The sequence below is a fragment of the Sphingomonas sp. PP-F2F-G114-C0414 genome, assembly GCF_003688595.1.
Classification (GTDB): domain Bacteria; phylum Pseudomonadota; class Alphaproteobacteria; order Sphingomonadales; family Sphingomonadaceae; genus Sphingomonas.
In genome coordinates, this window is sequence record NZ_RCWT01000017.1 from 39,132 (window position 1) to 62,271 (window position 23,140).

Annotated in this window: 18 protein-coding genes and 1 riboswitch; of the genes, 3 read left to right on the plus strand and 15 right to left on the minus strand. The window is 55.5% G+C overall.

Annotation, left to right across the window (positions count from 1 at the left end; genetic code table 11):
* Window positions 1-70 precede the first annotated feature (70 nt).
* A riboswitch (Fluoride riboswitch) is annotated at window positions 71-147 on the plus strand.
* Between the two features lie 23 nt (window positions 148-170).
* Window positions 171-1,526, plus strand: coding sequence for a voltage-gated chloride channel family protein (locus tag C8J47_RS18470; protein WP_121886921.1), 1,356 nt, complete (start codon window positions 171-173; stop codon window positions 1,524-1,526).
* Between the two features lie 168 nt (window positions 1,527-1,694).
* Here C8J47_RS18470 and C8J47_RS19025 read toward each other — a convergent pair whose 3' ends face one another.
* The 14 genes from C8J47_RS19025 to C8J47_RS18540 all read right to left on the minus strand — a co-directional run bounded on the left by C8J47_RS19025 (window position 1,695) and on the right by C8J47_RS18540 (window position 16,192).
* Window positions 1,695-2,033, minus strand: coding sequence for a hypothetical protein (locus C8J47_RS19025; RefSeq protein ID WP_147454371.1), 339 nt, complete (start codon window positions 2,031-2,033; stop codon window positions 1,695-1,697).
* Between the two features lie 152 nt (window positions 2,034-2,185).
* Complete coding sequence (locus C8J47_RS18475; protein ID WP_259467655.1) at window positions 2,186-2,620, minus strand: PaaI family thioesterase; 435 nt, start codon at window positions 2,618-2,620, stop codon at window positions 2,186-2,188.
* 472 nt (window positions 2,621-3,092) lie between these two features.
* Complete coding sequence (locus C8J47_RS18485) at window positions 3,093-3,434, minus strand: AlpA family phage regulatory protein (RefSeq protein WP_310886146.1); 342 nt, start codon at window positions 3,432-3,434, stop codon at window positions 3,093-3,095.
* A complete protein-coding gene (locus C8J47_RS18490; protein ID WP_147454372.1) occupies window positions 3,431-4,276 on the minus strand; it encodes a hypothetical protein in 846 nt (281 codons plus the stop codon). The genes C8J47_RS18485 and C8J47_RS18490 overlap by 4 nt, the downstream gene beginning before the upstream one ends.
* Before the next feature lie 119 nt (window positions 4,277-4,395).
* Window positions 4,396-5,153, minus strand: a protein-coding gene (locus C8J47_RS18495; RefSeq protein WP_121886925.1) for an IS5 family transposase whose coding sequence is annotated in 2 segments (ribosomal slippage) — window positions 4,396-4,829 and window positions 4,829-5,153 — 759 coding nt in all. Because the reading frame shifts where the segments join, the coding sequence is not laid out codon by codon here.
* Between the two features lie 1,029 nt (window positions 5,154-6,182).
* The gene (locus tag C8J47_RS18500; protein WP_183129176.1) at window positions 6,183-7,613 is read right to left on the minus strand and encodes a DUF4214 domain-containing protein; all 1,431 of its coding nucleotides are present in this window, start codon (window positions 7,611-7,613) and stop codon (window positions 6,183-6,185) included.
* Window positions 7,614-8,033: 420 nt separating this feature from the next.
* Window positions 8,034-9,017, minus strand: a complete 984-nt coding sequence (virB11, locus tag C8J47_RS18505) for a P-type DNA transfer ATPase VirB11 (RefSeq protein ID WP_121886927.1) — start codon at window positions 9,015-9,017, stop codon at window positions 8,034-8,036.
* The gene (locus C8J47_RS19685; protein WP_259467656.1) at window positions 9,014-9,565 is read right to left on the minus strand and encodes a TrbI/VirB10 family protein; all 552 of its coding nucleotides are present in this window, start codon (window positions 9,563-9,565) and stop codon (window positions 9,014-9,016) included. The genes virB11 and C8J47_RS19685 overlap by 4 nt, the downstream gene beginning before the upstream one ends.
* Window positions 9,566-10,567: 1,002 nt before the next feature.
* On the minus strand, window positions 10,568-11,260 hold the full coding sequence (locus C8J47_RS18515) for a TrbG/VirB9 family P-type conjugative transfer protein (protein WP_121886928.1): 693 nt from the start codon (window positions 11,258-11,260) through the stop codon (window positions 10,568-10,570).
* The gene (locus C8J47_RS18520; protein WP_121886929.1) at window positions 11,257-12,036 is read right to left on the minus strand and encodes a virB8 family protein; all 780 of its coding nucleotides are present in this window, start codon (window positions 12,034-12,036) and stop codon (window positions 11,257-11,259) included. Before C8J47_RS18520 ends, C8J47_RS18515 begins: the two co-directional genes overlap by 4 nt.
* The gene (locus tag C8J47_RS18525; protein WP_183129177.1) at window positions 12,033-13,199 is read right to left on the minus strand and encodes a type IV secretion system protein; all 1,167 of its coding nucleotides are present in this window, start codon (window positions 13,197-13,199) and stop codon (window positions 12,033-12,035) included. Before C8J47_RS18525 ends, C8J47_RS18520 begins: the two co-directional genes overlap by 4 nt.
* Before the next feature lie 36 nt (window positions 13,200-13,235).
* Entirely contained in the window at window positions 13,236-15,608 is a 2,373-nt protein-coding gene (locus tag C8J47_RS18530) for a VirB4 family type IV secretion/conjugal transfer ATPase (protein WP_121886977.1), read from the minus strand.
* Complete coding sequence (locus C8J47_RS18535; RefSeq protein ID WP_121886931.1) at window positions 15,587-15,874, minus strand: type IV secretion system protein VirB3; 288 nt, start codon at window positions 15,872-15,874, stop codon at window positions 15,587-15,589. The genes C8J47_RS18530 and C8J47_RS18535 overlap by 22 nt, the downstream gene beginning before the upstream one ends.
* A 9-nt stretch (window positions 15,875-15,883) precedes the next feature.
* Window positions 15,884-16,192 carry a TrbC/VirB2 family protein gene (locus C8J47_RS18540; protein ID WP_259467664.1) on the minus strand — a complete coding sequence of 103 codons (309 nt, stop codon included), beginning with the start codon at window positions 16,190-16,192 and terminating at the stop codon, window positions 15,884-15,886.
* Window positions 16,193-16,361: 169 nt separating this feature from the next.
* Between C8J47_RS18540 and C8J47_RS19845 the strand changes: the two genes are divergently transcribed.
* Both C8J47_RS19845 and C8J47_RS18555 read left to right on the plus strand, forming a co-directional pair.
* Window positions 16,362-16,691, plus strand: a complete 330-nt coding sequence (locus C8J47_RS19845) for a TrbC/VirB2 family protein (protein ID WP_183129178.1) — start codon at window positions 16,362-16,364, stop codon at window positions 16,689-16,691.
* 1,529 nt (window positions 16,692-18,220) lie between these two features.
* Window positions 18,221-21,571, plus strand: a complete 3,351-nt coding sequence (locus C8J47_RS18555; protein WP_183129179.1) for an RHS repeat domain-containing protein — start codon at window positions 18,221-18,223, stop codon at window positions 21,569-21,571.
* Between the two features lie 301 nt (window positions 21,572-21,872).
* Here the strand turns inward: C8J47_RS18555 and C8J47_RS18560 are convergent, their stop codons facing one another.
* Window positions 21,873-23,135: an ATP-dependent RecD-like DNA helicase gene (locus C8J47_RS18560; protein WP_183129180.1), complete on the minus strand. Its 1,263-nt coding sequence runs from the start codon at window positions 23,133-23,135 to the stop codon at window positions 21,873-21,875.
* Window positions 23,136-23,140: the final 5 nt, after the last annotated feature.

Here is a 23,140-nt window from a genome sequence, read left to right on the forward strand (position 1 = left end):
ACCCAGGATGGCGAAACGGCAAATCTGACCGAAACCGGCCGTTGACGAGATTACCCTCAGACGACATAGGCGCCGGAACGGCGATGGATTTCCGCCAGGCTATTCGGCCGAACCGCCCTCGCAAGGGCCGATGATTCCTACCAAGCGCCGCAAGGCAGCAAGGAGGAATCGTGCACGCAACGTTTCGCAATCTCTATAACGACCTGAACGTGGCGGCGTTTGTCCGCGATCGTCGCGACCATGCCGTGTCGGTCATGCACTGGGCGCTTATTCTGGTACCGATGGCCGCACTCGTTGGTACGCTCTGCGCTGCGTTTCTATGGAGCCTCGATGCGGTTACACGCCTGCGGTTCGCATCGCCCTGGCTGCTCTACCTGCTGCCGGCAGGCGGCTTCGTGGTAGGGCTGCTGTACCATCTGACCGGTCGTTCGGTGGAGGGCGGCAACAACCTCATCGTCGAGCAAATCCACGAACCGGGCGGCGGGGTGCCGTTGCGGATGGCACCACTCATCTTCCTTGGCACGGTGGTGACGCATCTGTTCGGCGGTTCGGCCGGACGCGAAGGCACCGCCGTCCAGTTGGGCGGTAGTCTCGCCAGCGGCGTTGGTCGCGCGCTCAAGCTCGATGCGGACGGCACCCGCATCCTGCTGATGGGCGGAATCGCGGCCGGGTTCGGCGCGGTGTTCGGCACGCCGATCGCGGGCGCAGTGTTCGCGCTGGAGGTGCTGGCAATCGGGCGCGTCGAATATCGCGCGCTGGTGCCGTGCCTCGTCGCGGCACTGGTCGGCGGCTGGACGTGCCTCGCATGGGGCATTCATCACGGGGTGTACCGGATCGCCACGCTGATGCCGGTCGATGCGCTGCTCGTCGCCAAAGCCGGCATCGCCGGGGTGGCGTTCGGGTTGGTCGGTCTCGTCTTCGCGGAAACCAATCATGCGCTGGGTGGGTGGCTCAGGCGTGTCGTTCCCTATGGCCCGCTGCGCCCGGTCCTTGGCGGGATCGCAGTCATCGCGCTCGTCCACCTGTTCGGCACGCGCGACTATCTCGGTCTCGGCACGCTGGCGGCGACACCTGACGGCCTCACCCTCGCCAGCTTCTTCGGCCCTGAGACTCATCCGTGGAGCTGGGCGCTCAAACTGCTGTTCACCGTCGTCACGCTCAGTGCCGGCTTCAAGGGCGGCGAGGTCACGCCGCTGTTCTTCATCGGCGCGGCGCTCGGCAATGCGCTTGCCCCTGTGTTCGGCGTGCCGACCGACGTGTTCGCAGCGATCGGGTTCGTCGCGCTCTTCGCTGGGGCCGCCAACACACCGCTCGCCTGCACCTTCATGGGAATCGAGCTGTTCGGCGCTGCCTATGCGGTACCGATCGCGGTGGCCTGCTTCGTCGCCTACCTCTGCTCGGGTCACAACGGCATCTACTTGTCGCAGCGCGTCGCCGTGCCGAAGGTGCCGGCGACCGGCCTTACCCCGAACGCGACCCTGCGCGAGGCGCGGGCGCATCGCGCCGCGCGTCGCCCGCGCTCTTGATCCCCGCACCGATCGAAGGTCTGTCCATGCCCAATCGTTTCACCGTCCAGCATCGCGAAATCGGGATGCGGCCCGAGCCGAAAGCCGCAGAAAAGCGTGGTTGTGGCGGAGGGGTTATCTAGCGAATCGCGGGATGGGGACATCAACGCCGCCTGCTCGGCTCCATGCTCATGAACAATCAATCTTCGTTGATATCGTCAGCTTTTTGCCGACGTTTAAATCCCACGTGCGGCTGATAACGACCTTCCCGCCACGATTGAACATGATCGTTGTTGTCTGAGAACCACCGGAAGGGCTTGAACCGCCTGTCACGATACCTGTCTCCACCGTTTGACCGGCCGGACAGGTCGCACCCTCAGCCACGAGTAGGGGGCGGATTTTTTTGTATATCGCTGCCGCCTGTCGTTGACTGAGCTTACCTGGAAGATCGCCCACGGCCATTGCAGGGGCCGCAATTGAAAGTGCCAGAGCTGCGGCGAAGACGACCGTGATAGGCTTGATGGTCATGCTGTTTCCAACGCCTCGAATGGATGGTTGCCGATCATTGTCATCGAACGATGGCCCGAACGTGAACGGCTGCTTTCGAATGAGACAGGCCGGCTAAAGTCGAATGCTGGCACAACTGGCCCATGCTCGATTGGTTCACGCAGCGGGAGCTGTCATCGGGAAATCAGGAGGGTCGATGTCGCGGATGCACATAGTCGACCCTGTGCATCCAGCAGTCTAGCTTCGGAAAAAGCAGCGCGGCGCCCTAAGGAAATCATCTTGCCCTCGGCACGCACGGGTCCGCTCGCCTCGCTCAGCGCCCGATGATACGACACCTTGAGTTCCAATGTCGTAAAACCCTGACCCGCCGGCCGGCTGGAATGGACCGCGGCGCCGCAGGCGCTGTCGAGCAACGTCGCCGCATAGCCGCCATGCACCGATCCGATCGGGTTGTAGACCTTGCGCGACGGCGAACCCTCGAACACCACACGGCCACGCTCGAGTTCGACCAGAACGATATCCAGCGTCTCGTGGATCGGCGGGTGAACATTGGCTGCCATCAAGGCTGCGAGCTGGTCATGGCCATCAAGTTCGGCGTGATCGGTCAAGATGCTCATACGCGGACGCTTCCGGGAGTAATCTCAGTCATCCTGGCGCGTGGCTCATCGTGATCACACTTGTTAATATAAGTCGGCCGGACCGCGCCAGGAACGGAAGCCAGCGGTCGTCACGAACATGTGAAGCGCCGGGGCGTCCGACAGCTTGTAGCTCTTCTCCGCCGCCTCGGCCTGTCGGCAGCGTAATTCGGTTAGCACCGACACCCGCAGAACGTCTTCAACGTACCCCAAAATACTCCCAACAAGCGTGCGCTTGAGTGGGAAACTATGGGATCGTTTGAGACTACCGCGCTATTAAAAGCGAGGCAGAACCTAGGCTTCCGAGGTGGTTTGAGATGCTGTGGGCCACTAAAATGGCGGAGACGGAGCCCGCCGAATTCATGCACCCATACTACTGATTTGCCGTGGTATTTTAGCGTATCATCAGCGCCGATACCCCCTACGGTACCCCCCATGCTCCGCTTCATGGCCGTACTCCGTCGGGAGCGCGATCAGTCGGCCAAGCCTCCACTTTGGCATCAACCCACCCAACGCCATTTGCGCTCAGCCGTTTCGCAGCGGGAAACTCTAGTGATTGCATTTTGCGGTAGATGGTAGCGCGACTCAGCCCCCTGCGCTGTTTGACGGCGCACAGCCGAAGGATGACCGTCGCAGGCAGCGAAGCGTCCAAGCCGGCGAATGATGTTGAAGGCTGCAGATCTGTATAAAAACTGCTAGAAGCACTGTTAGCCATTGGGTTTCCTCTCGGGTTTTCCGTGGTGAGGGCTGACAGGCGTGTTTCGACCACCCTGTCAGCCCGATTCATTGATCAGTTAAGCTAAACCAAGCCCGGTTCACGATCTCTTTGATATCAAGGCATATATAGCTGGCTCGCCCTTCGACATCTTCCCCAGACGGATCGTCCTCTAATATGAACTCGATCGATCCGTTCGGGCCTGCACTCACAAACCACTTTGGCACATCGTGCAAAAATATGTCTCGACTCATAAGATCTGCGTAAGCAGTCAGAAGCCGGGCAGCATCAATGCTAAACCATTCCATCATCTTGACGTGGCGCGGTCCTGGAGTGCCTTCTTTCTCTCCATGATCATCATCACGCGCTAGTGCTGAATCAATGCTCATTATGTCCGGAACATCCTCACCCCTTGCGGCGAGCTCTTTTCCTATGAGGAGATTCTTACAGCACATAAAGTCAAGCGGTGTAAAATCGGGGTGGAGGCGACCTAAATTCACCGCGTCCCACAGTCGCGATGAAAGATTACGCAGTCCCATCGTATTCATGCCATAACGACTTAGTTCAGCAAGAATTGCAGCGATGTGGACAGCCTCGTACCCGAAGCGACGATGGTTGCCGCGTCCGTGCTTCTGATCACCTAATGCGAAAATCAGCCCTTCTTTCAGCCAGTAGGCGATCGTATCACCCGGTAGGCCAATCGCGACGCTGAGTTGCTGACGCGTCATCTGAAGAGCGTAGTGGTTGTCAGGAAGCACCATAACCACGCTATTGGAGGACAAATTCCAAAAAAAAAGGATTTTTCTCTTTATTTCGCTGCCATTTCGCCTCGGCGGACAAAAATTCCGAGCAAGTAGGGCGTCCGCCGCCTTTTCCTGAAGCATGGCAAAGGCACACCCGTTTTTAGAAGGCATAGCCAGTGCGGTCGCGAATGGCCAAGACTGGGCGCAAGCGAAACGGCCGAGTAGGAAGGAAAGCGGACCTTGCGCTATTGGGAAGGCAGATGGCGTCAGCTAGGGTCACGACTCATTGATCAAAGCCAGAAGATGACGGTGGCGGCGAGCGCGATAGCGGAAAAGAAGACGGTCGGGCATCGATCGTAGCGGGTAGCGACGCGGCGCCAGTCCTTTAGACGACCGAACACAATCTCGATACGGTTCCGGCTTCGGTAGCGGCGCTTGTCATATTTGACGGGGATGATCCGGGATTTTCGCCCCAGAATGCAAGGCGTTATGCCCTTTGCCTGAAGGGCGTCCCTATACCAGTCTGCGTCATAGCCGCGGTCGCCCAGCATCCACTGCGCCTTGGGTAGATCATCAAGCAGCGCGGCAGCGCCGGTGTAGTCGCTGACCTGGCCCGCGGTCATGAAGAAGCTGAGCGGTCTGCCTTCTGCATCGGTGACGGCGTGCAGCTTCGTATTCATACCGCCTTTGGTGCGACCGATGAGGCGCCCAAGGCCCCCTTTTTAACCCGCAGGCTGGACGCCGTGCGGTGCGCCTTCAGATAGGTCGCGTCGATCATGATCGTCTTCGGCGTGGCGCTCGCGGCCGCCAGTCCTTCCATTATGCGGAGGAAGACACCCCTTTCGCCCCATCGCTTCCACCGGTTGTAGAGCGTCTTGTGTAGGCCATATTCCCGAGGGGCATCGCACCATCGTAGCCCGTTGCGGTTGACGAAAACGATGCCGCTCAACATTCGCCGGTCATCAACCCGTGGCTTGCCGTGGCTCTTGGGAAAATACGGTTCGAGCCGCGCCATCTGCTCGTCGGTCAGCCAGTACAGGTCGCTCATCCTCCGTCTCCTCACGGAGCCTGAATCAGATCGAGCTGCTCAGATCAATGGGTCCTGACCCTAGTCTCCTTGACGATAGGCAAGGCGCACATGGTTGACCATCGCCGCGGTAGGCTGCCGCAGGCTCATGGCATTGAGCGCATAGAACAGGCCGCACAAGATCATTCTCTATCGCAAAAATGGACGAGTTCAGGCTGGAGATTACCCTAAGCTCCAAGCAATTACTAGGGAAGGTAGAACGACAAGATGGTGCACGTATCACCATTTTTGCTGTACAGAACGCCAACGGGCCTATTGGAAAGCTTGGCAGAAATAATAGTAGACCAAAGTCTATTAGCATCGTCCGAACTTGCATTAGGCGGGAGCTGAAGGTGCCCGTTCACACAAGCAGAGCCTGTGTACCACAGCGTCACGCCGTTAGCCACAGTATTTGACGGATAGTTCTCGAGCCTCCAACCGGAGGGAATAGCTTCTATATTAGTGGATTGAGCAGATACCGTTGCGGGAGCCAATAAGGTCAAGCCGAGGGAAGCAATAACCAATGAGCTAAGTTTCCTCGGAACCTGACTATTCGTCATAATATATACCCTTGTACTTTATACATTAGATTTTTGATAGAAAGATATCAATGCCCGAAAATTAGTTTGGGAATATAAAATAGGATACGCTTTCCGTATCCGGCCACACCTCGCAGCCACCGGTTCCCTGCACACCAATTGGTCTCTTGTTTGCAAAGGCTGTAAGAACACCCGCCGCCGCTGCTTGCCCGCCAGCCTTTGAAGTATCTATCGCCCACCGATCGCTGGTGGCGCAAGCTGGGCGCGAAAGATGAGAGGTGGCAACATCGAAAAACATTTGTCCACTTGGTTGCATTATGACGTTTGACACGACCCCACCCGCCATCGCCGATCCCGCATTTGCGGCCGATGCACATCCAACTATCGCGAGTAAGGCCACGTTTATTTTGGTAATTTCATAACCCATAGCCATACTCCCTATAAATATTGTTTTAAATCAAAAACATAGGATCTAATTGATGCAATCCGTTAATGCGATATCGGAGTAGGGCTGAATTGACCCTGAAGCCAAACCAGCAGATATGCCGGCAGCAACATCCGCCGATTGGCACCGCCCTTTCCTAACACGCGCGGTCAGAAAATCGTTGGATTGCACCGTCGCATTCAACATGCCCTCGACTGCAATACCAACGTTGAAACGGCTTCGTATTCCCGCCGTGGTATTATCAGAGACGTTGGCGCCCGTACCTTTGCATCCTCCAGCACTGTAAAACCATTCGCTGGTACCAACCGCGAGACCGATCTCGATCGTCGCGTTCGAACTCGTCCACATTTTGTTGCGGCCGACGTAGCTTCCGGAGAAGCTCGGGCTGGCAGGGCAGCCGCCTGAAACATATAGAGGATCAACCGCAATGCCGACGAAGGCCGAATTACCCGCATTCAGAATTACATTGTCGGTAACCTGGGATCGTTGAACAGCACCGGCACCGGGCACTTGGGATCGGAAAAGAACGATTCCTCCATCGCTGGCATCGGCGATGTTGTTATTTGTAACAGTGGAGTCTTCGCAAGAATCGCTGATGCCGTCAGCCCAGCTCGATCCCGCGTTATCGCTGTTGCTGCTTCCGTAAACGGTAATCGTATTTCCGTTGATGACGTTTGCGCGACAAGGCGTATTCTGAACCTCGGCCGATCCGAAAATTTGAAGGCTGGACCATCCAACTGTATTTGCGATGAAATTTGACGAAACGTTTGTTCCCGTCCCCGATAACGTTTGAATGTTGATATCGGTATGAACAAAGGGTCGCGGGACACCGGACGCATATGGCGCCGCGCCACGCTGCCCATCAACCCAAATCGACGTTAAAGCGGCGCCCGGCTGGAGCTGAACCACGGCAGCATTCGATGAGAAATTTGGCGCTCGTATCAGCCGTGCCATGAACCCGTGAGATGCCGGCGTAGGGTTTCCAGCTGTGGTCAATCTCACTCCATTTGGAATCGATAGTGTGGAGGAAAGGTAAATCACGGCCATCTGCGGCAACGACACGGTGTTGCCCGAACCTGCGGCATTTAACTGCGCTTGCAGCTGCGCTTGATTGATAATTGCAGTACCGGGGGGTTGAATCGCATAAGCATTCTGCGACTGTATTTCGAAATAATACGGGTTTCCAGAGCATATATACCGCGTTAGCGATGCAAACTCCGAACTTCCATAGAACGAGTTAACGATCTGATCGAAGGTCGAACCGCTGTTCAATGCGTTTACGTTCGCGTTGAATCCACCTAGGTCGGGCTCACGGTCGAGAATTGTTCGATAAGCAAGTAATATCTTTGCAGAGTTTGAATAGTTCTGGCTCGCAAATTCCTGCGATCCAAGCACGGTGGCACCTTGCGCTTTAAGGGCAGCAACGGTGCAACCATTCGCGGTAAAATAATTGACCATGCCATTCCATCCGGTGGAATCTGGCGTGCGACCCAAAGCTTCCGTGTACAGCTTAGAAATATATTGCCCGGGTATCGCGGCGGCTGCCTGAGACGTTGAGCATACGAGTGTTGCGATTATTGCCAAAGATGCGCTTGCATATCTTATCATCAGCTTACCCCTACATGGTTTCATATGGATGACTAATTTATAATATTAAATGTAAATTTAAAATGACATACAAACACTATGACAAAATCTGCCTCCGCGCCCTCATCCATTTTGCAACCGAGGTTGACCTTATTCAATCGACTTGTCTTATGTAATATTTATGACGTCGCAAATGCGTCGTTAACAAGCGTAATTGAAATCGCTACGTCGGTACGACGGTTATTATAATTATAATGATACTATCCCCGCGAGAAATATCACACAGACTCGTCAAGTAACGACCTCACTTATTTCATGAACATATCTTCCGCTCGAGCCACGGCGAAGTTGGACCACGATATCAAGAGATACCTTGACGTAACTAATAATATCTTCCCAGGACATCTTCATACCCGCCTGCATGATCAAGAGTCCAAGTTGCATTATCGAGCCCATGGGGGAGTCAGCATGTATCGTGGCAATGGAACCAGGGTGCCCGGTATTTACAGCTCGAAGAAACGTAAAAGCCTCTGATCCGCGAATCTCGCCCAGAATAATGCGATCGGGGCGCATGCGAAGCGAGGCAATCAGCAGATCCTCAGCGGTCACACGTGCCTCACCTAATGCCCCGCGTGGCGTGAGAAGGCCGACTGCGTTCTCATGGACCAAGCGAAGCTCCGGGGTGTCTTCGATTAGAACGAGGCGTTCCTCCCGTGGTATTTCGTGTAGAAGGGCGTTCAGGAACGTCGTTTTACCAGAGGATGTGCCGCCAGATATCAGGATATTCCGACGATCCCGTACCGCGCCACGGAGGTACAAGTGGGCGGGCTGCCTCTTTAAACCTTCGGTTGCAGGTCGAATATCAACGGCAAGCGGGCCAAGCAACGTGTCGCGAAATGCGCCTCGATCTGCATAATCGTCGAGCCCAAAGTCCGCGACGACATTCTTGCGGAATGCGAAGGCGCTCTCGCCGCGTGTCGCTGGGGGTAGAACAACCTGTACGCGAACGCCGCTGGGCAGGCTGGCGGCCAGCAGTGGGTTCTCACGGTTGACGCCTTGAGAACTTGCCGCGGCGATCTGTTTAGCCAAGCGCTGTAGCGCAGGCACTGTAAGATCGGGCGTCTCAATACGGCGGGGTGGCTCTCCCAACGTCTCTATCCAGATTTCCCCCGGCCGATTGATAAATATGTCGGTCAGCTCGGGTAGTGCCAGATATGGCGCAAGCGGCGCGAGGCAGCTGTCCAGATAATGGTCCGTAGTCGTTGCGCTGCTCACTGTTCGCTGACCGTAAAGTCGAGGTCGCGCGCGACAAAAACCGAAACGCTACTGCCCTGTCGCACCTTAACCGTTGGAGCGATTTTATCGCCTTGAGGTGCAACCAAGCCCTGGCCCGTCGTTCCAGGTAGCGCAACGACGTACGTTTCGCGTGACACGCGTTGGCTGGCGAGTTGCGCCCCGATGTTGAGAGTCGACTGCAGGATAGATCCGGCAAAGCGCTCGAAGAAGTGGCTGTTTACCTTACCGCCTACGCCAGCGCGCCCCAGTGGATCTGCAGCTGGTGAGTCCAAGTTCATGAGAACGCCATCCGGGCGCATGAGGCGCTGCCATTGAACAAGGACGCGCTTCTGCCCGAGTGTAAGATCTGCCTTATATTCACCAACCAGTTGGCTGCCGCGCGGGATCAACACCTGACTACCATCGAACGCGTGGACGTCACGCGATACGATCGCTCGGGCAAAGCCCGCGCGTGACGAGTCTAGTGCTGTCTCGAGCACAGCCTGAATTACCACCCCCTTGGGCACCGTCGTCGCAGGGTCCTTCAAGCGCGTCGCTTGAACGCGGTCCTTGCCCTCCGTTCGATCGCCAAAACCGTCGCCATCGGGCCGCGGACCGGCGAATGCGCTCGTGCCTGACTGCCTCGCGGCAGGTGTCTGCCAAGCCGGACTGATAGCAGAGTCAGATCGCGTAACGGACATAAGGGGCTGCGGAGGTGGACCTGTCAGCTGTGATCCAGGTACTGGCATCGCTTCAGAATTTTTGAGCGTCCGCGCCGGTGAAGCAATCTGCGGTAGCGACAGTCGTTGCGCACGCAGTGGATCAGTAAACTCCGGGGATGGTTGGCTTGCAGGTATTGGAATGTCCAACGCTGGCGGTGCTGCGATCGCATTACCGGTATCTGCCGTGGGTCGAACGATACTAGCCTCTGTTGCGGATCGTCTCGTTTCCAGAGAATTGAAAAGCATCAGTCCGGCCGCAGCGAGTCCGATCCCGAACAACCAGGAAGTCCGGTTGCTTGCGGGTAAGGCCACTTGGGGAAGGACGGGATCATTGTCAGCAGTCGAGCGCATCCTGTCACTCACGTTTCTTCAACCCCAATTATATGAAAATAGTAGGCCGGAAGCATTTTTAGTTCACGTAGATAAAGTTGATCTCACAGCCGGAATTACTTCCGTAGACCGTTATCGAACGTGAAGATAATTGTGCGCTGATCAAGCCAGACAATACCGCCTGAGCGTTCAGGTTTTGCGCGACGACATCCGCGCCATGATGATTGGGAAGCCAAGATATTAATTGACCAGCATTACAGCTTCCCATGTTTTGGTCGACCTTAAAAAATATGTAGGCGGGAAACCCCGTTAATTCGACCGATGTAACCTTAACAGTAGCAGACCAGTCATAACACCAAGCCGGTGCAAATGGAAATAAAGCAAAGCATAGCAATGTAATACCCTGAAAAATCCTTGACATGGTCTAACTACTTTTTCCTAAATCGCAGATTTGCAAATTACTCATTTTGAGCCATCTAATATTAAAAATCGAAATGCTCATTTGCTTCGCTTTTTAATTTCTCGGACGGCGGTCGCAGTCGCACGATCAATCCGGAAAACCAGGCGTTCATAAACTCGGTCGATTGTAAAGACGTCATCGCGCATGTAGCCATTGACCATCTCTTCGCGTTTCAGCCGGTCAAGCGCGAACACGGCCGGGAGAGCCTGTTCGGGTCCCCATTCAATATATGTTTTTGAACCGTCGTCCGTTATCGCGCTCGGCCGGAGTTCCGGGTTCCCCCGTATGCGATACTGCGCGCGTGCTGGCACCTCTTCCACCGAATTGCCATTGCCCGGCGCCGCGGCTTCGTAGGTCATGCGAATATTGTAAGGCGCGCGGGTCGGCGCGACCGCTGACAGCCTGAAGTTGTACGACCGTTTGTTCGTGAGAACCGACAGGGGTGCTTCGTTTGCACCTGCCATGGCGCGAACAGTGAACGTGTTGCTCAGGCGGCCGGTGGTAGCCTGCCATACCATCGGTGCGCCTGAACTGATTGATTGGACAATTTCGTCGTCGGCGAGCGTCACCATCAATGCCCCGTTCCGACCGACCGGCAAGATCATGATCTGCGTTTGAGAGTAATTGAGTGTCCACGAATTTTGATCGCCCTCCGCGGTAACCGGACTCACTTGTGCGATGCCGTCGTCGGGCCAGCACAAGACTAGGCAAAGCGCGACCAACGTCTTCATCTCTGCTGACTACGTACAGGAGCGCGATCGAAGGACGGAGGGCTGAATGGTGAACCGGCTTCCGTTAGGGTCTTTTCCTCTGCCACCGGCGGTGAGGGCGCGATATCAGCGTTCTGACGATAACGTATTACCTGGAATCCGAGTGGATTGAGCAGCCGGTCAGCAGCACTCATAGCGGCATTGTTGAATCGGTAGCGGATCACGCAAGACCAGAGTTGCGGGGCAAGCGCGCGACCCGCAGCGTCTGCTCGCGCAGTAGTAAAGCGTACCAGCATGGTATCACGGCTCAACGACGAAAGCCCCCGGATTTGCACCTCAATCCTTGCTCCTCGTGGCAGGGAGGCCAGTGGACTGGCCGGGTTGGTTGCCCGCATTGTCTCGATGTAGCTGTTCCGAGCCTCTCCGGCTGACCACAAACCAACTTTGCGATAATCGTCCTTCAACGTGTCGATATCGAAGCCCGCCCGCGCGATTACGTATTGCGCCAGAAACGAGCGTGTCAGCGCAGCATCCGGCGCGATCATGTCGGCGTCGAGCGGTTTCAACGCCTGCACATATCCCGTCTGCCGGTCGACCAGCAGCGTGTAAGGGACGACGGTTTTCAGGGGCGTCAGCGTAATGAGCGCGATCGCCTCGAAGATTGCGATTAGGCTGGTCACGGCCGTGATCATCCAAGCGCGCCGCAGCCACATCGCTTGCTGCTTGTCGCGGTCGTGGTTCCATGTCTCCGCTTCACGGAAATATGTCTTGAGATTGGACGCGGGCTTATCCGTCATCCCAGAGTGTTCCTCATTCCAGCCGCGACGCTTGTGCGTCGATGATTTCTTCGAAAGCTGTCCCCCAGAATTGGCGGCGCTGCACGATTCGTGTGCTCCGAACTGCGGACGGTTAAGGTGTCGGTAGATCGGTTCGAGATCGACCGCGCGATCCGCGTGTCGCTTCGATCTTGACGCGTCGAGACCTCAAGCGCGTTAGCGACCAGCTCGGCTCGAGACGGTTGAGGCATGTTACGTGTTTCAAGCCGGCTACGGTGCTGAGCCGTTTCGCGCGATGGTGTCCGCGCAGTTTGCAGAACCTGACGCACCAGTTGATGACCTGAGCTGAAAAACGTCAGTCTCGCGACCAGAATGAGTGCACTCGTCGTCAAGATGGCGAAGCCCATCGTTAGAGCGAGGAGTTCGGTTGGAGCCGAGGCCGCCAGCACATTATCCTGACGAAGCTTCAAAACATCGTTTAGCCAGGGGAACAACAACGCCATCATCGCGCCCTGACAGATCAACAGCATAAGCGATCCGAGGGCACAAAAGGCCAATGCGCGTAACCACCCGGTAAATACGCCAATCGTCCAATTGAATAGCGCCAAACCTGCCATCAAAGGCGCCAGCGCGAGCAGGATGCCGGCGCAAAGCCGTACGACGGCAAAACTGCCGATCGTCGATGCAAGAAACGCCGTTCGGCTAATTCCAAATGCGATGCTGTCAGAAAGCGCGATACCGGATGTTGCATCACCAATGTCGGCGCCTGCGGACACACCGCCGGTCAGTCGCCCGGAACCATATATTGTCGCAAGGATGATGCCGTTATCCGCATCTTGGAGGCGGTTCAGCATGGCATCGGACTCGGGCAAGCCGGACTGAACCCCAATTGCGCGCGCAACTTCGACCGGTCCATCAAGTACGAGATCATATGCTACCGTACGCCAGGCCGGCCACGCTGTCGCGATCGTAAGGACCAATCCAATCCGTACGACATGACCCACGACGTCGCGCGCCTGCGGAGTAGGGCCGAACAGCAGGCGCAACCCGAACAGCGCTATGAAGATCGTGACAAGCAGTGTCAGCGTAGTTGCGACGGACGAGCCCGGATCTGCTAGCGCGCCATAACCATATCCGCCGATCGCTCGCGCCTGGCAATCGATGGAGTAGAGTGTCGTAGCCAAAAAATGGCTACCGGTTTGTATAGTCGGGCAGGCCATTCAGGCGCGCTCCAGCAGCACTGGTAGCCAAGCTTGCGGATCAGGCCCAGTCGTCTCGACGATCTCGTCGAACAGTCTAACCGTCGACTCCCGACCTGACAGGATCGTCAGGAGATCCTTTTCGCCAGACAAGTCGATCCGCGCTACCACGGAGTCGTTACCATGACGGATCAGGAAAGCGTGGGAGCTGTCGGGCATCTTTCGCACAAGTTCGAGTTCATGTGCGCTAAGACCAAAGCCATCGACATAATCCTCCTCGCGCGCACGCGGGTTGATCATGAAGATTTGGGTCGCAGCCTGCTCGATGATGGCACTGGCAATCCTGCTCTCAAGCGCATCCTGCGCGCTTTGTGTAGCAAACCCAACAATGCCGTTGCGCTTGCGGATTGTCTTTTCCCAATCCTTGATGCGGCGCACAAAAACATCGTCGTCCAGCGCCTTCCATCCTTCATCAACGACGATGATCGATGGGCTGCCATCGAGGCGCTCTTCGACGCGGTGGAACAGATAGAATAGCGCAGGAGATCTCGCGGCAGGATCATCAAGGATCGAGGTCATGTCGAAGCCGATCGTTGCCTGCTCCAGATCGGTCAGGTCCTCCGCATTATCGAACAGCCAAGCGCGTTCACCATCGCCGAACCAAGGCCGCATACGCGCGTAGAGGTCGTCGGCCCTTGGGCGGTCGCTACCACGGAACAGCTCAACCAGGTACCGCAGGCGACGTCGGTCGGAAGGCTGCGCAAAATTAGTCTCGAGCGCGTCCCTGATCGTATCGGCTTCTGACGTGTCGACGCTTCCGGCGAGCATCTTCAGCCAATCGATTAGAAACTGTCGGTTGGCAGCTGTGTCTGGCAGCTGGAGGGGGTTTAGATCGGAAGGCGTACCCGGCCGCAACCGGTCATATTTGCCCCCAACCGCACGAATGAACAGCTCGGCTCCACGATCCTTGTCAAAGAAGATGATACGCGGCCGAAACTTGCGAGCCTGGGCAAGTAGGAAATTCAGCACCACGGTTTTGCCGGACCCCGAAGGGCCGATGATGGTAAAGTTGCCGAGGTCGTTCTGGTGAAAATTGAAGAAGTATGGGCCCGCGGCGGTCGTTTCGAATAGGGTTACGGCTTCACCCCAGTGATTGCCATTGGCCTTTCCCGCCGGGAAATTATGAAGACTGGCAAGCCCCGCAAAGTTTTGCGCCGATATCAACCCGCGTCGAGAGATATATTTGAAGTTCGCTGGAAACTGTGCCCAGAATGCAGGCTCGAGTGCGATATCCTCCCGAACTGCGACAATTCCGAGATCCGCCAGCACAGCTGTGACATCTGCTACATTGGTATCGAGCGACCCCAGATCCTCGGCGTACATGGTGATGGTAGTGTGATGTTCTCCGAAGGTTGCACGTCCCGCGGCCACCTCATCCTTAGCGCTGGCGAGCTCGTCGCGAAGGGATAAGGCCTCGTCCTCCGCCGACCGCATGCGTCGCAGCGCAAGGTTCATCCGATCGAGCGCTGCACCACGCTCGACAAAGGCGAACGACTGACTAACCGTCATCTCGAACGGCATTCGGTACAGTTCATCGAACATGCCAGGCATCGTCCGATCGGGATAATCCTTGATCGAAACAATCGCACCGAAGCGCTTTTGCAATGCTCCAGCGGCGCCTAATTCAAATGCGTTGCGGCCAAAACTCACTCGCCGCGCGGGCAGATGCTCGCCGAGATCACCGTGTGGCAGCATCATCGGCTGCATCTCGGCGTTGTACAACGATCCAAGAAATTCCAGCGGTTCGGATCTGGCTCCCTCGGGCGTTTCCCGTATGGACAGACGTCGGGGGCTGTAGCTACCAAGTGCCGCCAGAACTGCTTCTGCGGCAGCGTCCAACGAGCGCCGATCGGAGGCGAAAGCGGCTGCCTGCCCAGCTGCTCCCAGGTCCCCCAACCGGCGAAACCGGTCGAGCAGTCCGATTTTCCCAGGCAATGGTCGGTGCACGATCGTGAGAAATAGATCGTTGACGTACATCTGGCGGGAGGCAAGGCGAGCACGCCAGCGTGTGTCTAGATTCTTCGAAAAAGCGTCATCGAAGTGCGGTGCGAGATCAGGCTCTACCTTTCGTCGAAGCACGTTGTGCCAGATTGCAAAGCGGGACGAACCTACCGAACGCAACAGCGTATCACGAAGCTCGGCGCGGTAGTTCAGGTCGTCGGTATCTGCCGTTTCGAACAGATAGCCGTCGACGTGCAGAATCTGCAGCAACAGCCCATCGCGCGTTGCAAGCGTGACCTCGTCGACGTGACGCGCATAAGGAAGGTGAGAACCAGCCGATTTCTCACGGGCGCCGACACGCGGATTGCCACTCAGGGGCGGTAGGAGTTGCAGCCCCACAGGGCGTGGTTCCTTATACGGGGACAACGACTAACGCGTGTGATCCACAGGTCAAAGAAACGCGGCTCCCTCAAACACAGCAGCACGCCGGCAACATGAACAATCAGCGCTGTCGCGAGCACCCAGATCGACTTGGAAACCAGGAACAACTCAGTAGTGAGAATGCCATTCGCTACGAAATAACTGTACGTGACGCCGGCGAACATCTGGGGACGGGTGAGCGCAACAAAGACCATGTCGCGACGTAGGACCGATGACATTTGCCGTCCCTACCCGCCGATCGCTGTGGCTCGGATCCCGGCAACGATGCTTGTTGCGCCAAAGAGCACGAAGCACCCCAGAATGACCACAGCGCCACGACGCCAGTCAATTCGTCCCGTCAGCATCATGAAGCCGACCACCGCTACCGCGATAACCGCGGCAACTGTCGCGACCGTTCCAAGCAACGTGCCTTCAAGCCAATTGACTGCGCCTATAATAGCGCCCGACCCCTGCGGATCACCCGGCATCGCGGCGGACGCTGGCGTAGCAATGGCGACGGACGACGCCGCACCAACTATTTTTAGGACGCTCCGGATCACACATCCCCCTACCGGCCTTCAACTTTTCTTGTCCTTGCACAACTCCCAACGATCACAAAGGGAAGAATTTCGGCGGGAAGAACCGTGAAGGACTTGACTTAAAGTGCGCTGGGAAGCTTGAGTCCGGCTCTGGAGGGATGTTAGCTATGCGGCTAGGTGCATGTCGATGAGCGTTGAATCGCCTGCTCTGGTTCAAGCTGTGAATTGGATCGATCAGCTCGTCGTTGGCCCGCTCGCGGTGTCGCTCGCTGTGATCGCCGTTGCAATCACGGGGCTCCTGATGCTCAGAGGGCATGTTCCGCTTGAGGCAGCCTTCCGAATAGTAATCGGGTGCTTTATAATTTTCGGAGCACCAGGAATTGCACTCGGCATCATGAGTGCAGCAAGAAATGTTACGGCGCCCGAAGTCGTTAGCCCATCACCAAACATAGCACCCATCACGAAGCCCCCTGCAACGTACGACCCATACGCCGGTGCGGCGACGCCAGTTCGTTGATGTTGCCGCAGGCCAGCGATAGCGATAATCCGTTAGATCCATTCACGTTACTTTGTGTTTAGCACGGTCTAAACGAAACACTAAAAGTGCCGATTTTTTTGGGCGGGAAAGCAAGACAATGCGTAAATCTCGACTTTTCACGGTTGGCCTAGGACTGTCGCTTTTGCCTACTGTGGTGATCGCTCAAGAAACAACTACATACACCTATGATGCGAAGGGCCGAGTCCGCACCTCGGTACGCTCTGGTGGACCTAGCAATAACGTCACAACGACATATGACTATGATACCGCAGACAACCGTAAAAACGTTACAGTCGTCAATTCCACCAACAGCAGCGGCATCGACATCGGTAGCGGAGCTACAGTGAAGACGACGCTTGTCATTGTTGTTCCTATAAACGGGCTCTCGGTCATGTTCATTAACAGATAGTTAATTGTCAGTCTTTGACAAATCCTAATGATTAAACTCAACAATAAGATCGGGAAATAAGGCAATGGAAGTATTCTGGGGGGGGGCCAGGCGGGATATCAAGCGCGGAAAGCGGAGCAATTATCGGCTGGTTGCTGTCAGCGCTATTGGATTTTCATGCTTTTGTTGGCCAAAAGCGGCTTTCACGCAGTCAATAAGCTCCGTTAATATACCAAAAGTGAGTTTCCAGGACCGCAATGGCGTTGACCTAAGTAACGGCGTTATAATTACTGATATGGGCACCGTTGACATTGGAGCTAAAGATACTCCCGTTTTTTCACGAGAGATATTTCCATCCTACATTGATGGAGATGCAACCATTAGAAATGGCTCGCTCCGAAGAGATAGGGTTTGCAACTCCGGTCCTGGTGGATATTGTGCCGGTAACTGGCAACCTAACGTACACGTTCGGCTAGGTGCTAGCGCGTTTGACGCTTATGTCGATGGCACCTGCACTTCATCATGCGGCGATTACTCGATCGTCGAAGGAGCTAGTTCGTGGACTTTGACCCACAAATCGGGCCGGCGGTGGATATTTGATCGCAATTACGTACTCGATCAGACAACGAGCTCGTCAAGTCAATCAGCTACCGTCGGAAAACTTATTTCAATTATTGAAAAAGACGGAGCAGCCCTATCGTATAACTACGATGGGAGCATCGTTAGATCTATAACCTCTAATCGAGGTTACCAGATTAACTTTAAAGATGTCACAGGACAGCTTCCTGAGTTTCAAATGTCAAATCTTTCATATGATTACTGTGACAAATTGGCGCTAACATGCGCCAGTCCGCAATACACGTTGCCGAACGCTAGGTATATCGTGGGAGGAGGGGCGCCTGATCCTAACAATCTTGTTTTGTCTGATTCAGCAGGCCGTAACTACACTGTTAGAAAGAATACGAGCGGAAAAGATTTCGTAGAAACGCGTTTAACGCCCTCCGGCCGGTACCAGACAATTACTCGGCAATCTTTATATTCTAATGGGCCCGCCGTACTTGTTAAAAGATATGAAGATGATACCGGCATAACGGAATATAGTTACACTTTGACTTCAAACATGTACAACTCCGTTTCACAATTTAAGGTTCTTAAAGCAACCTCGAAGCGCCCTTCACTATTGACTACCTCGTTTAGCGTTGACGACGAGGCGCTATCAGCGGCTAGTAACCAGGCATCGACTACCAGAAAGCCCTATAAGTCGTATTATATTAACGAGCTTTCTTACAGAACTGCCTACGAGTTCTATCAGGTTGTCTCAGATGCCGCCGCGCTGTGGCTAGCGAATGATAATATTCGTAAGGTTACGACCCCTGAATCCACAATCAACGAGGTGGAATATGACGCTCGGTCACGTCCAATCTTATCCACGCTATCACCAAAGCCAGGTTTTAGCGGGCCTACCTTAACCAATGCAGCTGATTACAGTGGGTGTAATGACGTTGTCAAGTGCTCGGATCCGTCAATTGTAAAAGATGTCCGGGGTAGTCAAACAAATTATACTTATTATGAAAGCGGCCAGATAAAAGATGAGATGCTACCTCCAGACTCAAATGGAGCTAGGCGATTAAAAAGCTACTTTTATAAGGATGCAATGTCGTATTACAAAAACTCAACCGGGCAGTTAGTCGGATCTGGCCAGACTTTAAGAGTCCTCGATTACACAAAAACCTGTAGAACTCAATCGTCGTGCCCCGGAAGCTCTGACGAACTGATAGAGAGATTTGGATATGATAATAATCTACTTCCCACTACAAGTACAATAAGTGTTGGAGATGGTAGCATTCCGGAAGTTACAACGGCAAAAGCATACGACGCCGTTGGAAATGTGATTAGCTTTGATGGACCTCGTCCAGGCGCTGAGGATACGACCTACTATTTTTACGATGTTGCCCGCCAACTTCGCGGTGAAATTTCCCCCGATCCTGACGGGGATGGTGCGCTACCGCGACCCTCCATTCGGTACACGTATAATCTCGATGGCCAAATAACATTAGTTGAGCGCGGAAGTGCGCAATATGCCACCGATGCCGGCCTCTCTAAAATGAGCGTTTTCAGTAGGACTGAAACTAGTTACGACACTGTCGGTAGAAGAACTGGGGAAACACTTATCGGATTAGATTTAAATTCGAATCTGTCTCCAATGGGCTTAACTCAGTATAACTACGATTCCGACGGCAGATTGATGTGCACGGCTATCCGCATGGATCCCTCATCTTGGGCTGCGCAAGTCAACGCGTGTGTTCCCCAGTTGGGCAGCGCCAGCCTTCCGCCTGACCGAATAACCAAAAATGTATACGATGCAGCCGGGCAACTGAAAGAAGTGCGAAAAGCAGTTGGTACTGCGCTTGAACAGATTGAAGTATCCTATACGTACACGCTGAATGGCAAACAGGAATCTATTACGGACGGAAATAATAATGTCGCGCAGTTAGTTTACGACGGCTTCGACCGATTAATAGCTTGGAAGTTTCCATCTAAAACCTCAGTAGGCGCGGTTTCTACTTGCACTATCGGTACAATCTCGGAATCAACAGATGAGTTTGGACAGAGCGTAACAGGCCCTTCAGAAGCCACTGCAGCGGGAGATGATTGCGAAAAGTACGCCTACGACCGAAGTGGCAACCGTGTTAAGCTCATGAAGCGCGATGGAAGTATAATTCGCTCTGCGTATGATCAGCTGAGCCGTGCCATATTTAAATCTACGCCGGCATACTCGACCTTCGCAGCCGGATCAGTGTATTACGGCTATGATCTGCAGGGGCATCAGACATATGCGCATTTCAACAGCGCAACGGGTGACGGCGTTACGAACCTCTGGAATGGTATTGGCGAGCAGACAAGCTCCATTGTAAATATGGATGGCGCCGCAAGAACCGTGTCTTATTTGTACGATAATGCCGGCAACAAAAGTCGAGTCACATTTCCCGATGGATTCTATATTAATTACACCTATGACGGACTGAATCGCCCACTGCAGATTCAGCGGATGGGAACTCCGATTGCGACTTACACGTACAATGAAGCTGGTCGACGATTAAGTATGAATGGCGGGATTAATACAAGCTACTCATACGATGGCATTGGGCGCTTATTGTCGATTTCGAACGATCTGATTAAGAAAGGTGCTGGTCTTAACTATAGCTTTACCCACAACCCAGCTGGTCAGATCGCTACGTTAACAAAAAATAGCAATGATTTGGTGTTTGCCGATACGTATAATGTTAATCGAGGTTATACAGTAAATGGGCAAAACCAGTATACGGCTGCTGGCTCGACATCGTTCAGCTATGATGCGAATGGTAATCTGACCACAGATGGTTCCACGATATTTAAGTATGATATCGAAAACCGATTGCGTGCGGCTAGCGGCGGCCACACGGTTGCCTTACGCTACGACCCGCTAGGGCGTCTTTACGAAACCATTGGAACTAGCGGTACCACGCGCTTTCTCTATGATGGAGATGCGTTGATCGGCGAATACGACGCCGGCAGCAATCTTTTGCGACGCTACGTTCACGGTGCGGATTCTGGGGCGGACGACCCGATCGCTTGGTACGAAGGTTCCTCTTTTGACGGCAGTAACGAGCGCATTCTTCGTCAAGATTGGCAGGGAAGCGTTGCGCTCATCGGCGACAACACTGGGTCGTATGTTTATGGCGTTAACACCTACGATGAATATGGTATTCCCGGGAAAAATAATTCGGGGCGGTTCCAGTATACCGGGCAGGCTTGGCAGCCCGACCTCGGCATGTATTATTATAAAGCGAGATTCTATTCGCCTACCCTCGGCCGTTTTCTTCAAACAGATCCAATCGGATACAAAGACCAAATCAACCTTTATGCTTATGTCGCAAACGATCCGGTGAACGGGCGCGATCCAGATGGCAAGCAGACCGTCATGGGGCCGGTGTATGACGGGCTGGACCGCGCAACCGCTGCATGTGGTGGTGGCGCTCAGTGTGGTTTGAAGGCTTGGAATCAGATTCAACAGGGCGTTGCAGAAAACGTTGCGATTGCCGCTGCCACCGAACTGTCTGGCGCTGCCATCATCAGAGGGGCGGGATGGACAGCTCAGGTGGCAATGCCGGTAGTCAGATTGATGCGCACTGCCGAGCACTTCAAGCCAGTTGCTGCTGGAATGAATGCGCTCGCCCAGCGCGCAGCAGCGGTTCAATCTGGTCTTGGTCGTCTTGCCGCGGGTGAAGGTCGCCTCATTGCCGGTCCGGGAGTTAAAGATGCATTCAGGGGTGCGGAAGCGGCTGCGCAGAAATACGGAGGAAATGCTGCCGATTACACAAAGATCTCCGTTAGCGAAGTCACAAAGTCAAGCGACAGAGTGTCTATTCACGCGGTGCGCAATGAGGCTACGAGCGAGGTCTTCGAAAAGAAGGTGATTTATGGAAGATAGAAATAGATTTCCTGCATCACTCAGGGAAGTCGTCCATAATCATCACTCGTCTGGCGAGCAAATTGTTCAAACTAGTAAGCTGATACTTCTACAAGAATATTCAGACGACGAGTATGACGAGGACTTTTTCTCTACCTTCAACATTATTCTTGACGACCATCGTGATGGTGTCAGCTATGATGAGATAGAGAGAGTATATGAGAGTAGCTTCTCTAACGCGGTGGATCGATTCAGAAGATATTTCTCTATCTGACGCGTATGCAAGTGGAGTATCGCCTCTAGAGGTTACAAAGCCAGCGCTTCATCGACGGCGCCGACCTGCGCCCCGTCGCGCAGGCCGAGAGCGTTGGTGAGGCCGGTGCGGCTGTCGGTATAGACGGCCGCGCTGGTTTTGGCCCTTCTGATCGCGACATACACCGAAGCCGCATCGACGGTGTTGGCCCTGAACGACTCCAGATGCGCCAAGACCCGATCGCACGTCGCGCCGCCCGTCCTCGCGCTCGACGACCATGCTGGACCCCACGGGGTCGATCGCGACCACCTCGGCCGTGTCCCCGTTGTGCCGCTCAGCGCGGTAGTTGTTGCGGGTGAACTGCACCTTGTCGCCGGCCCTGAACTCCTGCTCGACCTCGACGAACGCCTCGGCCTGTGCGCTGCCCCAGCGGGCGGGTTGCCAGTCGTGGGCCTTGCCCTTGTCGGGGACGAGCCGGACGGTGCCGCGCTCGGCCTCGACCGCCTCCACGCGGTAGCCGATCCCGGCACGCGGCCGGCCCTTCTCCGACTTGCGGAACGCGACGATGTCGCCGGGCTGGTAGCTGGCCGCACGCTTGGCCTCGGCGCGGGTGAGTCCGCGCGATTCGAGTACGGTCGCAACCATGGCATCCTCGCCGAGCGTGCCATCGCGGACGAGCGCGGCGCGGATGGCGTCGATCAGCTCCTGCCGGCCCTGACGGGTCGGGTCGAGCACCAGCGTCCGGGCGCGGTCTTCGCGGTACAGCGCGGCGAAGTCGCGGGCGAGGACGGCTTGGCGGGTCTGGGTGTCGGGCTGTTCGACGACGCGCCCGCCTCCGGCGTCGAGCGCCGCGAATGCTGCCTGGGCGTTGCCGTCGAGCATGGCTTCGACGGCCTTGCGGGTCTCCGGGTTCGATTGCCGGACGATTTCCTCCAGCCTGAACGTCGCCATGCCGTGGTCCTGGAGCTGGCCGAAGGCTCTGCCGGCTTCGACGGAGCCGAGCTGATCGACGTCGCCGACGAGGACGAGCCGGGCACCCTCGGCTCGGGCCTGGGCGAGCAGCGCCTCGGCGTCGCGGGCGCCGAGCATGGAGGCCTCGTCGACCACCCACACCTTGGGCGGGTGCTCGCCGCAGTCGATGGTGCTGGTGGTGCCGAGCATCCTGGCGACGGTCATGTGCTCGGTGCCGATCGCGTTGCCCAGCACGGACGCGGCAGTTGCGGTCGGTGCGAGCGCGCGGACCTCGAACCCCCGATCGCGGGCAGCTCGGGCGTAGGTGGCGAGAACGGTCGTGGTCTTGGCGGTGCCGGCGCTGCCCTGGATGCCGGTCACCGCGT